The organism is Snodgrassella alvi, assembly GCF_002777855.1.
In the GTDB taxonomy this organism is placed as follows: domain Bacteria; phylum Pseudomonadota; class Gammaproteobacteria; order Burkholderiales; family Neisseriaceae; genus Snodgrassella; species Snodgrassella alvi_E.
Genome location: NZ_MEIK01000012.1, coordinates 1 through 15,742 on the forward strand (window position 1 = coordinate 1; position 15,742 = coordinate 15,742).

13 protein-coding genes are annotated in these 15,742 nt (G+C 40.1%); 11 read left to right on the forward strand and 2 right to left on the reverse strand.

Annotation, left to right across the window (positions count from 1 at the left end; genetic code table 11):
* The 7 genes from BHC43_RS00600 to BHC43_RS00635 all read left to right on the forward strand — a co-directional run.
* A partial coding sequence (locus tag BHC43_RS00600; RefSeq protein WP_144078726.1) for an RHS repeat-associated core domain-containing protein occupies window positions 1-1,857 on the forward strand: 1,857 nt, incomplete at its 5' end.
* The gene (locus BHC43_RS00605; RefSeq protein ID WP_100156184.1) at window positions 1,851-2,264 is read left to right on the forward strand and encodes a hypothetical protein; all 414 of its coding nucleotides are present in this window, start codon (window positions 1,851-1,853) and stop codon (window positions 2,262-2,264) included. The genes BHC43_RS00600 and BHC43_RS00605, both read left to right, overlap by 7 nt.
* 260 nt (window positions 2,265-2,524) lie before the next feature.
* Window positions 2,525-3,091, forward strand: coding sequence for a hypothetical protein (locus tag BHC43_RS00610; RefSeq protein ID WP_100156185.1), 567 nt, complete (start codon window positions 2,525-2,527; stop codon window positions 3,089-3,091).
* A 663-nt stretch (window positions 3,092-3,754) separates the two neighbouring features.
* Window positions 3,755-4,060, forward strand: coding sequence for a hypothetical protein (locus BHC43_RS00620; protein WP_257377932.1), 306 nt, complete (start codon window positions 3,755-3,757; stop codon window positions 4,058-4,060).
* A gap of 333 nt (window positions 4,061-4,393) precedes the next feature.
* A complete protein-coding gene (locus BHC43_RS00625; RefSeq protein ID WP_100156186.1) occupies window positions 4,394-4,960 on the forward strand; it encodes a hypothetical protein in 567 nt (188 codons plus the stop codon).
* A gap of 1,029 nt (window positions 4,961-5,989) precedes the next feature.
* Window positions 5,990-6,889, forward strand: coding sequence for a lipase family alpha/beta hydrolase (locus BHC43_RS00630; protein WP_100141403.1), 900 nt, complete (start codon window positions 5,990-5,992; stop codon window positions 6,887-6,889).
* 398 nt (window positions 6,890-7,287) lie between these two features.
* Window positions 7,288-9,765, forward strand: a complete 2,478-nt coding sequence (locus BHC43_RS00635) for an autotransporter outer membrane beta-barrel domain-containing protein (RefSeq protein ID WP_100156187.1) — start codon at window positions 7,288-7,290, stop codon at window positions 9,763-9,765.
* 43 nt (window positions 9,766-9,808) lie between these two features.
* Here BHC43_RS00635 and pgl read toward each other — a convergent pair whose 3' ends face one another.
* Window positions 9,809-10,507 carry a 6-phosphogluconolactonase gene (pgl, locus tag BHC43_RS00640; protein WP_100156188.1) on the reverse strand — a complete coding sequence of 233 codons (699 nt, stop codon included), beginning with the start codon at window positions 10,505-10,507 and terminating at the stop codon, window positions 9,809-9,811.
* A gap of 513 nt (window positions 10,508-11,020) precedes the next feature.
* Between pgl and lysS the strand changes: the two genes are divergently transcribed.
* On the forward strand, window positions 11,021-12,544 hold the full coding sequence (gene lysS, locus BHC43_RS00645) for a lysine--tRNA ligase (RefSeq protein WP_100156202.1): 1,524 nt from the start codon (window positions 11,021-11,023) through the stop codon (window positions 12,542-12,544).
* 58 nt (window positions 12,545-12,602) lie between these two features.
* Here the strand turns inward: lysS and BHC43_RS00650 are convergent, their stop codons facing one another.
* Window positions 12,603-13,058 (reverse strand): FxsA family protein, encoded by a 456-nt coding sequence (locus BHC43_RS00650; RefSeq protein ID WP_100156189.1) that lies wholly within the window; start codon window positions 13,056-13,058, stop codon window positions 12,603-12,605.
* A 206-nt stretch (window positions 13,059-13,264) separates the two neighbouring features.
* On the opposite strand from BHC43_RS00650, the gene BHC43_RS00655 reads away from it, so the two are divergent.
* The 3 genes from BHC43_RS00655 (at window position 13,265) to BHC43_RS00665 (ending at window position 15,663) form a co-directional block, all read left to right on the forward strand.
* Window positions 13,265-14,002, forward strand: a complete 738-nt coding sequence (locus BHC43_RS00655; RefSeq protein ID WP_100156190.1) for a peptidoglycan DD-metalloendopeptidase family protein — start codon at window positions 13,265-13,267, stop codon at window positions 14,000-14,002.
* A gap of 109 nt (window positions 14,003-14,111) precedes the next feature.
* The gene (rsmA, locus tag BHC43_RS00660; RefSeq protein ID WP_180295842.1) at window positions 14,112-14,897 is read left to right on the forward strand and encodes a 16S rRNA (adenine(1518)-N(6)/adenine(1519)-N(6))-dimethyltransferase RsmA; all 786 of its coding nucleotides are present in this window, start codon (window positions 14,112-14,114) and stop codon (window positions 14,895-14,897) included.
* 37 nt (window positions 14,898-14,934) lie between these two features.
* On the forward strand, window positions 14,935-15,663 hold the full coding sequence (locus tag BHC43_RS00665) for an amino acid ABC transporter ATP-binding protein (RefSeq protein ID WP_100156191.1): 729 nt from the start codon (window positions 14,935-14,937) through the stop codon (window positions 15,661-15,663).
* Window positions 15,664-15,742: the final 79 nt, after the last annotated feature.

Here is a 15,742-nt window from a genome sequence, read left to right on the forward strand (position 1 = left end):
ACCTACGACGCCGGCGACCGCCTAACCGAACAGACCGATCTGGACGGACGTAAACAAAAGCTGACCTACGATCAGCTGGATAACGTCAGCGCCGTTCACTTTGCTGCCGGCAGTCCCGCCGAAATCACCCACCGCTTCACACGCGACGCCATCGGCCGACTCATCGGCAAACACACCCCCGACGGCAACACCGCCTACCAGTACGACCCCGCCGACAACCTCATCAAAGTCGGCTACAAAAAAGCCGGCTTACCGGCAGAAGCTGCTGCAGACATCATCACCTTTCGCTACGACATCATCGGCAACCTGCTGAGCGAAACCACCGCACAAGGCACCCTTAGCCATCAGTACGACCAACTGGGCAACCGCATCGCCACCACCTTGCCCGATGGTCGTACCCTCAACAACCTCTATTACGGTTCCGGCCATCTGCACCAAATCAACCTAGACGGCACCACCATCACCGACATCGAACGCGACCGCCTACATCGCGAAGTCCTGCGTAGCCAGGGACAACTGAACACCGAATTCAGATACGACCGCAACAGCCGCCTGCAACACAAACAGACCCGACGTGGCCACAACACCATCCTGCCCGACATCCTCACCGACCGCCGCTACCAGTACGACAACCTCGACCGGCTGGTGAGTAAAAAACATACTCAGCAAGGACAGACCGATTACCACTATGACCGCACCGGCCGCATCGAAAGCTGCCGCAACCAGGCCTACTGGGAAACCCTGCAATACGATGCCGCTGCCAACCTACTGGATAAAAGACGCAACCAAGACAGCAGTACCGACAACCAAAACCTGGTCCGCTTTAACCAACTACTCCACTTCCGCGGCCTCCAATACACCTACGATGCACACGGCCGTACCCACAGCAAACAGACCGCCAGCGGTACCCAATACTACAGCTACGATGCCGAACACCGCCTGACCGAAGTGCGTATCGAAAAATTAAACTGTACCGAACGCTACGGCTATGTCTACGATGCCTTAGGCCGACGTATCGAAAAGCACCAGATAGACCGGGCGGGCAAAGCCTGCAACCGTACCCGTTTCCTGTGGGACGGACTAAGAATGATTCAGGAAACCCGTACTGACAGAAGCAAAAGCGTCTATATCTACACTGATGAAAGCGGCTATGAACCTTTAGCCAGAGTAGAGACCACTACCGGTACGGAACAGAAAGTGCTGTACTACCACACCGATGTCAATGGTGCCCCGGAAGAACTTACTGATGAAGACGGTCACATTGTATGGGCATGCAGCTATCAGCTGTGGGGCAAACCGATACAGGAAATCGAACACAGCCAGATACAACAGAACCTAAGGTATCAGGGGCAGTATTTAGACAGAGAAACGGGCTTACATTACAATACTTTCAGGTACTATGACCCGGATATAGGCAGATTCACGCAGCCGGACCCGATTGGGCTGTTGGGTGGGTTTAATCTGTATCAGTATGCGCCTAATGGGTTGATGTGGGTTGATCCAGCAGGATTAGCAGGCGATAAACTTATTGGTGGTATACCTCAAAATCCAGGTATTGTTCGACGTTTTATGTCAAAAGCAGAATTTAAAAAATTTACTCATAACGGATTTACATATAATCCAACAGATAGTAGAGGAGGAATTAGTGTTACTTCTGTAAAAATTGACCCCAAAAATCCAGATGCCATAAAAAGAAGCACTGGAGCATTAGGTGCAGATTACTATGTTGATATTAATACCACGGGTAAAAATGTAGAATTAAAAGGTAAAACTAAGGGCGGAGTTATGGACTGGAAAATCAAAGATAATGTTACTCCTAAAGATATTGAAAGAAAAGGTAAGGTAAAAAAATGTTAATTGATACTTTACAGGAATTTGATGATTTATATAATAAATTATGGCAACAAATAACCGATGAAAATGAAGTAAAAAATTTTATTAATCATGCTGATGTTACAAAAGCTACTAATTTACTAAAAGAATTAGTTAAAATCAATATACTCCGTTTAGCTGCTTTTAAATTATTTTTACAAATAAACAAAAACGAAGCCTTATTATTTTTAAAAGATTGGTATCTATCTCGAGATCTTTCTAATTATGGTGAAAGTGAAATATTAGATATTGGTCTTATGCTATCAGATATAAAAGATATTCTAGGGGAGAAGGAGCTGAATAATATACTAAACTGTAAAGAATTTTTATCCAAAAATAAAAAAAATAAATGGGTAAAAGAAGCTATTATGTTTGCCAAACAAGATGACTAACGAACAATTAATCTAAAGGGAACAAAGCAATTACTACTATAACTGCAACGGCCGAATCGAAAGCTGTCGTAACCAAGCCTACTGGGAAACCCTGCAATACGATGCTGTTGCCAACCTACTCGACAAAAAACGCAACCAAGACAGCCGCATTGAAAACCAAAACTTCGTACGCTTTATCTAAATAATCCACGGCGGCAAGAATACTTAGCTGCGGCGGATGAACATTTAAATAAAACCAAATCCAAAGCAGGTGGAAAGAAATGTTAACTAAAAAACAACGTAGTCAAGAAAATACAGTATTTGGTGTCTATATAAAAGAGGGATTGTATTCATTAGCGCAATCCAGAAAAAATCATTGGATGGAATTTTTTAATATATTTAATGATAAAGATGAATGGAATGGGGTAGACCTGAATAAGGTTAATATCTTATTTACCTATTCAGTAGCTGCACATAGACTTAAAGAGTTATTAGTTTCTATACAAGATGAACATGTACGAAAAAATGTACGCCCACAGCAATCTAGAATTATTGCAATAACAGATATTTTGGCTGGTACAAGAGGTCTGGTGGAAATGGATGACAGATATGATACCGTAGATAATAAAGTTTTGATTCCTCAATTAACTGTAAAAGATTATTTAGATATTATTCATACAAAAGAATTAGCAGGCATGCACGGAGATTCTAAAGATATCCAAAATCGTCTACTTAAATTTTACGAAACGGGAGTCAATTGGGATGAATCTAAAAAATTTTTATTTCCTGATGTAACACCACCAGCACCTACCCAAAAACCTTTAACCAAAGAAGATTATTTATACTAGTATAAAGATTCGTACGCATAACCTTTATTAAGGGTTGAATTGAACAAGTTATAACTATAGTCTACTAAATAGGAAAAGAACGAGGTTGCCAAGATAAATTTTGAAGGGCAAATCTGCTTTTAATTTATCATCTTCCCCAAATTACATTACATTGACCGTAGCCGAAGCCAACACATCATTTCAGCTACAGTTCTAAGAATATGCTTCTAAGCGAAACCAACGCATAAGGCACACGCAGCCATCACTACAGTTAACTAAGTAAACAAATTACCACCATACGTCCGCAGCCTTCGATACACCTACGACGCACACGGACGTACCCACAGCAAACAGACCGCCAGTGGTACCCAGTATTGCCACTACGATGCCGAACACCGCCTAATCGAAGTTCGTATCGAAAAATTAGACTGTACCGAACGTTGTGGCCATGTCTACGATGCCTTAGGCCGGCGTATCGAAAAACACCAAATAGAAGGCCTGTAGGAACGATTACTGCACATGGAAAGACGGGATTTAGAGTAGAGTACGATAGAAGAAATGGAGCTCATATAAATGTGTTTAGCGGAAAAGATAAAGGTGAGCATTTCTTATTTGATGCTACTGAATCCACAGTAATCAATTTAAAACTATATTTAATCATCCCTCTAAACCACGGAGAAATTTATGACATTTGATGATGAAATCAAAATAAAAATCTCTCAATTATCTGACCCACCGATACTAATAGATAATTGGGAAGATATTGCAGATAAATTATCTGATTCTTTTAATTGGAAAGGATCAAAGATTGATTGGAAAAAAACTACTAACTATAAAAGTAGTCAACTTTTTGGAAACTATTCTAATTGGGTATTAGTAATAAAAAAATTCATATATGATAATGAGATATGTGCTAAAATAAAAAAAAGTAAAGTAATTTATTATATAAATGATTCGTCTTTAAATTTTGCAGTGCAATTAACTTTATAAACAATTTGATAGTTTTCTTGCGTTTGCTGTTGAAAATATTCCTCAACATCATTATTTTTTTGATTCATCAAATAAGTGGTGTCTAATTATAAGTTCAGAAGGGTATGTTGATTTTGGACTATCCCAGAAAAATTTACAAACATAAAAAATAAAGTTGATACAATTTTGTCTTTGATGCCGCAGCTGACCTACTCGACAAAAGACGCAACCAAGACAGCCGCACTGAAAACCAAAACTTCGTACGCTTTATCTAAATAATCCACGGCGGCAAGAATACTTAGCTGCGGCGGATGAACATTTAAATAAAACCAAATCCAAAGCAGGTGGAAAGAAATGTTAACTAAAAAACAACGTAGTCAAGAAAATACAGTATTCGGTGTCTATATAAAAGATGGGTTGTATTCATTAGCGCAATCCAGAAAAAACCATTGGATGGAGTTTTTTAATATATTTAATGATAAAGATGAATGGGATGGGGTAGACCTGAATAAGGTTAATATTTTGTTTACCTATTCAGTAGCTGCACACAGACTTAAAGAGTTATTAGTTTCTATACAAGATGAACATGTACGAAAAAATGTACGCCCACAGGAGTCCAAAATTATCACTTATACAGGTCCATTAGCTGAAAAAATAGGTCTGGTGGAAATGGATGACAGATATGATACCGTAGATAATAAAGTTTTGATTCCTCAGTTAACCGTAAAAGACCACTTGGATATTATTCATACAAAAGAGTATGCGGGAATGCATGGAGATTCTAAAGACATCCAAAAACGTCTACTTACATTCTATGAAACTGGCATCAATTGGGATGAATCTAAAAAATTTTCGTTTTCTGAAGCAACAGCGCCAGAACCTACCCAAAAACCTTTAACCAAAGAAGATTATTTGCACTAGTATAAAAATTTGAATGCAAAACCTTTATTAAGGTTTGGATGGAACAAGTTATAACTATAGTCTACTAAATAGGAAAAGAACGAGGTTGCCAAGATAAATTTTGAAGGGCGAATCTGCTTTTAATTTATCACCTTTCCCAAATTACCATTACATTGACTGTAGCCGAAGCCAACACATCATTTCAGCTACAGCTCTAAGAATATGCTTCTAAGCGAAACCAACGCATAAGGCACACGCAGCCATCACTACAATTAACTAAGTAAACAAATTACCACCATACGTCTGCAGCCTTCAATATATCTACGACGCACACGGCCGTACCCACAGCAAACAGACCGACGGTGGTACCCATTATTCCTACTACGATGCCGAACACCGCCTAATTGAGGTTCGTTCGCATCGAAAACAGAATCATTCTGTACGATATGGATAGGTATAACATGTTTTAGCCCGACGAAAATAGCCAATAGATACGGTAGTTAAAATTCAAAATCTCACCTATTTTTTATGGGATGAATTAAAAATTATTCAGGAAGCGGTGTCGGGTGAACGGCACTGCGTATACATCTATACTGATGCAGAAGGTTACGCACTACCGGCTGGCATTAATAGAAACTCAAACATTAACATAATATATATTTCATTGTTATTTTCAAATTAAGAAAGCTGTTATTAATCAAAAAAATATTTAAATTAAATTGCATATATTGCTAAGTATAAATATTAATAATTGTTATAGAATTTGCTTTTTACATCGAATGCATAATTTTTTATTGTGTTTGAATATTTTTCTATATAACGCTTTATTTTTTTGGTTTTAAATAAATTTAAATAACAATTTAATTTGCATTAATTGATTAGTTTTGATATTATTATTTCGCGGTTGAGATTTGTGTGAATCTTCCCGAAGAGGATGATAATACTAAAGAATTTATTTTATAAATATCTTAATCTCATCGTTGATTATTAAATCAGAATAAATTGATAATTATATAATAATTTAACATAAAATTAAGTGAGGAAAATTAAATGATAAATATAACTAAACCTTGTAAAGTCGTTAAAACAAAATATCCTATTGTGCTCGTGCATGGTTTGTTTGGCTTCGATCGGATTATGGGTTATCCCTATTTCTTTAATATTGCTGAATCTTTAAGAAAACTGGGTTGTGAAGTTTATACTGCTGCTGTTTCTGCAACCAATACTACCGAAACTCGTGGTGAACAGTTGCTGACAGAAGTGAAGCAAATACTGGCAAAAACCTGTGCTAAAAAGGTTAATCTGATTGGACATAGCCAGGGTGCGCCTACCAGCCGTTATGTGGCTGCTCTTCATCCAGAGCTGGTGGCATCTGTAACTTCTGTAAATGGTGTGAATTTTGGTTCCGAAATTGCAGATTTGATGCTGGATATTCTTGCTGGGAAGATTGTAGGTGAAACTGCTGATCTGATTGTTGAATCATTCATGAAATTTATCAGCTTATTCAGTACCAAACCTTTGCTGCCACAGGATTTTGAAGGTTCACTGAAAAGTTTGTCTACTGCAGGTACAAATGAGTTCAATAAAAAGTATCCACAAGGTCTTCCAAAAACTTGGGGTGGACAGGGTAAAGAGCTGGAAACCAATGGTGTTTACTATTACTCTTGGAGTGGTATTATCAAATCAAATGTGGTCAATGAAGGTGTAAATACTCTTGATCCATCACATGCTATTTTGGTTGCCTTAAGTGCTTTATTTACTAAAGAACGCAACCAGAATGATGGTTTGGTTGGCCGTTATTGTACTCATTTGGGTAAAGTTATCCGTTCTGACTATCAGATGGATCACTTAGATGCAATCAATCAAATTGCAGGTGCTCATCCGACTACACCAGATCCAGTCAGCATTTATTTGGATCATGCTGCACGTTTGAAATCTAAAGGTCTGTAATTTAGATTCAATATACTGAGAATAATAACTATAAGTATATTTTGGATTGATAAACTGTCTTGAACAAGTGAAGTAGTATCAAAGCTTACTTGTCTGCAAGGACTGAATCCTGTGAATAACAGGATTCAGTTTTTTTATATGTGTACTTTCTGAAAAGAATGCGCAATCAGGCTGAATAAAAGTGGAGTTATTCTGTAACTAAAGTATTTGGTTTGGTTAGTCCAAATATATGGCATTCAAATTTCTCCACTATATATTAGATAACTATTGGAAATAATGAGAGATGGATGTGGTGGTGGCAAGTTGGCATTAGCTAAAATATAAGTGTCAAAATATATTAACCCTATGTGTATATTATATGTTAATATTATGATTATGTTTATAAAGGTTAATTTATTATGAAATCTATTCATCCGCCATCGAAACTTAAAGCTTTAATGCTGGGAGTGCTAAGTTCTTTATCAGTTTATAGTATGGCTGCAGTAACGATATGCCCTGCTATAGATGGCTGCGAATTTAATCCTTCTGAAATTAATAGTAATAAAATAGTTATTGCTGCGGGTCAATACCGGAATGGCATACCTACTGTAGAGGAATTTAAAAAATTATTTAATGAAGATGATGTTCCTGGGGATACATATCATCGAAATTTGACTGTGCTTAATATTGGCTATATACCTGAATCAACAACTTTAGGACAGCAGGTGGAATTTTCGCCAAACACTGAAATTATCGTTGATTCATCGTTTTTGAATAATGCTGAATATGGACCATTTAGACAGGATATTGAATATACAGGGGTTCGTTTCAATTCAGAAAAAGGTACTACAAAATTTGTGATACCGAAGGGCGTGCATTTTAGTTTGCAGGGTCAGCCAAAAGAATTAGAGTTTGGTATTACTGGCGTGAGTCTAGATGGCGGTTATTTAAATTCAAATGCGGATTTTTCTATTACTGCGCCAAATTCTAATGCTTATGATATTGGATGGGGTACAGCAGACATTTCTAATTCTGTAATTAATCTTGGCAAAAATAGTGATTTTTCCACAGCAATTTATTTAGGTGGTGAATATGATAATAAAGAAGCGGTAACTAATATAAATAATTTAGAAATAGATGGGGCAGGTTATGGAAATGGTGGTATTGCGTTGGCAGGAATTGGTAATAAGAATATTAGAGCCAATGTTACTAATACGAAAATAAATCTTACCAATCCCTTCAGCGAAGCTTTCTTTTTCAATAATGGGGGAATCATTGATGTTGCAAATAGTAAAGTACAGGCTGGAATAGGTATAGCCTTACAATCTACTCAGGATTACGCTTCTGAAAATATATTCAATATAAAAAATAGTAGCCTGACTGGCCAAAATGCACTACTTGGTGTCAATGACCACCGATATTATCCCGCAGATGCGACGGAGGATGATGCTATAGGTGATGCTGAAGTGGCTGCGCTTCAGCCCTTTACCTTAACTGCAGATAATTCAACGTTAGCAGGACGAGTTTATATCGATCAAGATCCATCTCTGGCACCTAAGATTACATTTAATCTAAATAATGGTACATCATGGCTGATTAACGGTAATAGTGTACTGGATGAACTGAATATTCATGATTCGACTGTTTCTTTCAGCAACGATGGGAAATTCAAAACACTAAAGATTAATGGCGATTTAACTGGTAATAATAGCCAGTTTAATATGAATACCAGTCTGGCTGATGGCAAATCAGATAAAATAGAAATTCACGGTCAGGTACATGGCCAGCATAGAATCAGTGTGTCTGATAGTCGCAAACGCCCCAAAACACCGAATGGGCAAGTGACGCTGGTAGAGTCTGAGGGTGGTGATGGTTCCTTTTCGATGGTGCAGCCCTATGTTGATGCGGGTAAGTATCGTTATTTCTTCCATCAGAATGGCAATAATTGGATTCTGAGTAATGATAATGGTGCTGCTTCATCTGGTGGTAGCCACCATGGACCACAGTATGAGATCAGTGATTTTGCTAATTCATTGATCAGTATGCGCCAGGCAGCGAGCCAGTATATTTATCAGATGCAAGAACCGTTAAATACACGTTTTATGCGCCGTAAAGATCAGTCTGTTGCTAATAATCTGTGGCTGGACAGTAATTATGCCAATAACCATTTCGATAGTGTGGGTACTAATGATGGATTGGCTACTTCAGGCTTTAAACAAAAATCTTATAGTCTGCAATTAGGTTATGATCATCTGCTGCCGCTGGGAAATGAAAACAATCAGATATATTTAGGGGGGGTGGTAGGCCAAGGCCATTCCAGTGTGGATTTTTATGGCAACTATAAAAATGGTAACCTGAAAGCGCTGACAGCAGGAATTTATGCTGGCTGGAACCATACCAGCGGCTGGTTTGCTGATGCTGCCTATCGTTACAGCCATTTGAAAGCCAGTGCCAGCAAGATGGATAACACAACATGGCATAGTAATAGTTTTAGTGCAGATGTTGGTAAAGATTTTTCCTTGGCAGATAAGTGGGTAGTTACGCCTAAAGCTGGTATGACATTCGGACGTTTGTCTGGAGATGCATACAACAGTAGTACCACTTTTTACCGTAGCCAGCTTGGGGCGGCAGTTAGAACTTCAGTAGCTCTGAATAAAATAACGCTCCATCCATATGCAGGTGCTTACTGGTCGCATGATAAGAACAGTTTGGGGCATGCTTTTGTAGATGACAGTAATATGCGTATTGCCGGTGCAGGTAATAGTGGTTTGTATGAAGCTGGTCTGGGTATGGACTTTAATGCGAGTAGTCATGCAGATTTAAAACTGGATTACGCCAATGGTCAGCATACAGAGCAGAAATTTGGTATCAATATGAATTATCGTTATTCGTGGTAAGCCATTATATTTTTGTTAATGCGCCGGTTTTCCGGCGCATTTTTTATTGAGCCAGATATATTTGTAAAGGTAGCTTCTGCTGGTGTAGAACTGCACGTATGGGCATGTCGTTAATATTTTTGCCGGCAAGTGCTTGTTCTAATACCTGCTGTTGTTTTTTCCCGTTTAATTGCAGATATAAATGGCGGCTGTTGAGGATAACCGGTAAGGTCAGTGAAATACGATCATGAGGGGCGGTAAGAGGTTTCATATCGATTACCAGTCTGTCAGATTGCATGTCTATTCCTTTATACAGATTTTCTGCGTGCGGAAACAATGATGCAGTATGACCGTCATCGCCCATTCCCAAAACCAATGCATCAATAGGTAAGGGTAGTGATTGCTGAAGGCGTGTCTGAATTTCATCCACGCCATCATAGGGATTTTCAGCAATAGTTTTGAGGCTAATGAAATGCGCGTCCTTTGCTTTATTTTGTAATAAATGAGTATGAATTAGACGCTCATTACTGTCTTCGTGATGTTTGTCTACCCAACGTTCATCAACAAGGGTTATGTAAACTTGATTCCACGCTATCTGTGCCTGACTGAGAATCTGAAAGAGTTCAACAGGTGTCGGGCCTCCGGATACTGCCAGTGAGGCTTTACTGCGCAAATTAATTGCATCTTGCAGGTTGGCAGTAATGGCTGTGGCCAATGCTGTATTCATTGCAGTAGGGGTGTCAAAAAGATGTAACTGATACATGCTTGCCTCCGATAATAATGGATATGCATTCGGTTTTATTACAAATTTCTTTTTCTTTTATCAAATAAATATTATTTGCTTTCAATTGGTTAATAAGTTGTGTTTGCGGATAATTATTGTTAAAGGTCAATATTGTTTGTGATAAATAACGGTATGGGTCTTTATTAGAATATCTGATTTTGTAGTGAGTTGAGATTGATTACGGCAACTGTCGGATTATTAAGATATTGTCATAAATATTTTTAAGACTAATAAAAATTTTAATGTGAATGGGGTTAAGGCTACGGAAAGCTTAGGCTGATGGTGTTAAGTTATCGCTGTTACCGAAAGTTTTTTTGTAATTAATTTGTTTGATTGTTAGTTCGGAGGGGGTTTTACGTGTCAAACTCGCTGTTTTGTCTTAGAATAGGCGGTTAATTTTTATTTGTTATTGCCTGAATTTTATAACTTGTTTGATGTTTCAGGTAGGGCAGTAGTTTATTGAGAATTACTGCGTATGGTATGAGGATGCATATGAGCGAACAGCAGAATGCGCCGGCGGCGGCCGCGCATGAAGAACAACTGGATGAAAACCAGATTATGGCCCATCGCCGTGAGAAGCTGGCGGCAATTCGTGCTGAGGGGATTGCTTTTCCGAATGATTTCAAACGTGATGCTTTTGCTGGTGATTTACACCAGCAATTTGAGCAGTTTGATAAGGATGAGCTGGCGAACAAAGCTATTCCAGTAAAGGTAGCTGGGCGAATTATGCTGAAACGTCATATGGGTAAGGCTAGCTTTGCCACAATTCAGGATATGACTGGGCGTATTCAGCTGTATATTAATAATCAGGGTGTTGGTGAAGAACTGCACGATGCGTTTAAGCACTGGGATTTGGGTGATATTGTCGGTGCTGAAGGTGAGCTGATGAAAACCAATCATGGCGAACTGACTGTTCGAGTTTCTGGCCTACGCTTACTGACTAAATCATTGCGCCCATTGCCTGATAAATTCCATGGACTGGCTGATCAAGAGCAGAAATATCGGCAGCGTTATGTGGATTTGATTACGAATGAACAGACGCGGGATACGTTTGTTAAACGCAGCCGGATTATTCAGGCTGTGCGGAATGTGATGGTTAGCGAGCGTTATTTGGAAGTGGAAACGCCGATGATGCATCCGATTCCGGGTGGAGCAACGGCGAAGCCGTTTGTGACGCACCACAATGCCCTCGATATGGATCTGTTTTTGCGTGTAGCTCCTGAGTTGTATTTGAAACGACTGGTGGTAGGTGGTCTGGAAAGGGTGTTTGAAATCAACCGCAATTTCCGAAATGAAGGTATGAGTACCCGCCATAATCCTGAATTTACCATGATGGAATTTTATGAAGCATATGGTGATTATCAGCGCATGATGGATATGACGGAAAAGGTTATTCGTGCTGCTGCTATTGAGGCTACTGGTAGCGCTGTTGTAAGTTATAACGGAAAAAATGTGGATTTAAGCCAGCCGTTTGCTCGGATGACTATTGTTGAAGCAATTAAACATTTCAATCCGCAATATCTAGATGCGCAACTGGCTGATGCTGAATGGCTAAAAACTGAAATTAAAAAGCTGGGCGGAGCCTTACCGGTTTCTCAGGCTGTAGGCAGTTTACAGCTGGCCTTGTTTGAGGAGTGTGCTGAAGCGCAGCTATGGCAGCCGACATTTATTGTAGATTATCCGGTAGAAGTGTCACCGCTGGCACGCGCGTCTGATACCAAACCAGGTTTGACCGAACGTTTTGAGCTGTTTGTGGTTGGACGTGAATTGGCAAATGGATATTCAGAATTAAATGACCCAGAAGATCAGGCAGCACGTTTCCGTGAGCAGGTAGCACAGTTGGATGCTGGAGACGATGAGGCCATGCATTTTGATGCAGATTATATTCGTGCGATGGAATATGGTTTACCTCCTACGGGTGGTTGTGGCATTGGCATGGATCGTTTGATTATGCTCTTGACTGATGCACAGACAATACGGGATGTAATTCTGTTTCCGCAAATGCGCTTGGCGTAAATAATTTGGAAGAAAAAAGCCGCCGGCTGAATGCTGTGCGGCTTTTGTTTTTTACAGGTTATTCATGTGGCAGCTGCTGATTGTTGTGTGGGTGCTGTACATTGTCTGTTTCAACGGTGAATTCTCCTTCAATAATGTCACCACGCTCTGGTTGAGACTGGCCGGTAAAAGGATTGTTGTTTGTGCTGTTTAATGGCTTACCACTGATGGGCAAGAGCAATAATATAGCGATAATGTCTGATACGAAGCCTGGGCTGATAAGCATGATGGCAGCAAGTACATAACGCAGCGGCCATAGTAACTGGTAAAGTGAAACTTTGCTGCCGGTACGGATGGTTGCTATGGCAAGAAATAGTCCAGATACACCGATATTGCGCAGCATAAAAATGCCGCATGCTATCGATAGAATGATAATCAGCAAAGTCCAGCCTGCACCAATCAGATTGCTGACCATAATAATGGAAATTACTTCCAATGCTGCCAGTATCAGTATAGCCCAGCTCAAATATCGCATGTAAGTTTCCCTTAATTAAGCAATAACAGTTTTTACAGATGGTTGCGGGTTGGAGGAATTCAATATGGACATCTTAAAACAGTCTGTTTATTGTTGGCATGCAGACCGTTGCAGGACGATGTGAGGGCAAAGCTATGTTAATATCAACCTCAGATTAGCTTTAGTCGTTATGCTATACGGATGTGTGTTGCGGCTAGGATGGAGTAATGAAGCAGATAGAAATAGGGTCTGTAATGATTAGAAGGTTTAGTTTATATCTGATTTATTGTCTAGCGATAGCGCTGAGTGGTTGCAAAAGTAGTGGTTCGATAAATGCACCAGTGATGAGTGGCAGCGCTCAAAATGGTTATTATCGTGTACAGCATGGCGATACCTTATACAGAATTGGGTTACGCTTTAATCAGAATGTTAATACGCTGGTGCGTTGGAATAATTTGGCAAATGCAAATGCAATTGAGGTAGGGCAGCTGATTCGTGTGCGTAAACCGGTAGGGGGTTCGCGTAAGAACACAGTAAAAAGACAGTCGTCAGGAAATGTGGTGCGTCAGCCAGCACCAGTTGCTGTTAGTAATGCCGCTCCTGATATCAGCCTGCAATGGCCGGTGCGCGGGAGGGTGATTAGTATGTTTAACGGTCAGACGCAAAAGGGGATTGATATTGCTGGTAACCGTGGAACACCAATTAAAGCTGCGGCTGCAGGTACTGTACAGTATGCTGGTGATGAGCTGCGTGGGTATGGCAGGCTGATACTGATTAAACACAGCAATACTACCATGACGGCTTATGCATATAATGACTCTCTGAATGTCCGTAATGGACAAAGAGTGCAGGCAGGTCAGACCATTGCCACGATGGGTGACAGTGGAACGAGCGGTGTAAAACTGCATTTTGAAATACGGGTAAACAGTCAGGCTGTGAATCCTATGCGATATTTACCGGAATAATTCAATACGGCTAGCTGGTGTGCTTGCCCATAAGTGTTTTTATAGGCCTAAGCACGAAGTTGATCAAATGGATTTTAATCTATAATAGGGCAAAGATTAAGGAAGCATTATGAAAGAACATCGTGCCCGTAAGCGGTTCGGACAGAATTTTCTGCAAGATAAAAGTATTATTCAGGATATTGTGCGTGCAGTACGTCCTCAGCCGGCAGATACAGTAATTGAGATTGGTCCCGGGCTGGCCGCTATTACAGAGCCATTGGCTAAAGCGGTGGATAAACTGCATGTAATTGAGATTGACCGAGATATTGTAGCGCGTTTACGTACATTACCTTTTGCTTCGAAGCTGGAAATCTATGAGGGTGATGTACTGCAGTTTGATTTTGCGAGTGTGCCTGGGCGAAAAAAAATAGTAGGCAATTTACCTTATAATATTTCAACACCGTTGTTATTTCGCTTTGGTGAGTATGTTGATGAGATTGTAGACATGCATTTTATGCTGCAAAAGGAAGTAGTCGAGCGCATGGTGGCGGAGGCCGGTAGTAATGATTACGGGCGTTTAAGTGTGATGTTGCAGTATTTTTTTGAAATGGAAAATTTACTGGATGTGCCACCTCAGGCATTTAACCCTGCTCCAAAAGTTGATTCAGCGGTAGTGAGAATGATTCCACAACGCGGGCGTATCGGAATTGCGCAGGATTTTCAGCATTTTTCGGCTTTGGTTAAACAGGCTTTCCAGCAACGACGTAAGACCATTCATAATAATCTGAAGGAGTGGGTGGATGATGCCAGATTAATAGATGTAGGCATTGATCCAGGTTGGCGACCAGAGCGAATTAAACCCGAGCTTTATGTGGCTTTGAGTAATATTTTGTTGGACAATGGCGCGTGTATTTGAATAACTAATACCGTCTGTTCCATGATGTGGGGAATACATGATTGAATTTAAAAACGTCCATAAGTGGTTTAAGGACTTACATGTTATTAATGGTGTGAATCTTAATGTCAGCCAGGGTGAAGTAGTGGTGGTTTGCGGTCCGTCTGGAAGCGGAAAATCCACCTTGATCCGTACTGTGAATCAGTTAGAAAAAATCCAGCAAGGTGAAATCTGGGTTGATGGAATTAACGTGGCCGACCCTAAGGCTGATTTAAACCGAGTACGTACAGAAGTTGGATTCGTATTCCAGCATTTCAATCTATATCCACATCTGACGGTACTGGAAAATATTATTTTGTCACCGATGAAGGTGAAAAAACAAAGCCGTGCTCAGGCTGAAGCGAAAGCTCAAGAGTTATTGACTAAGGTGGGACTGGCGCATAAGTGTGATGCTTATCCGCAGCAGTTATCCGGCGGACAGCAACAGCGCGTAGCGATTGCACGTGGTCTGGCTATGGAACCAAGGGTAATGTTGTTTGACGAACCTACCTCTGCTCTTGATCCAGAAATGATTGGTGAAGTACTTAAAGTAATGAAAGATTTGGCACTTAGTGGTATGACCATGATGGTGGTCACCCATGAGATGGGTTTTGCCCGTGAAGTGGCCGACAGAGTGGTATTTATTGATCATGGTGAAATTGTTGAAGAGGCTGCTCCTGAAGAGTTTTTCTTACATCCGCAGCATGAGCGTGCGCAACAATTTTTGAATCAGTTGTTAACACATTAGCATAATTTATCTTCTGGCTGGTTGTTGATGGTTTTTAGCTGCTGAAAAAATTGAGAATACAGAATTATGATGCCCCTTT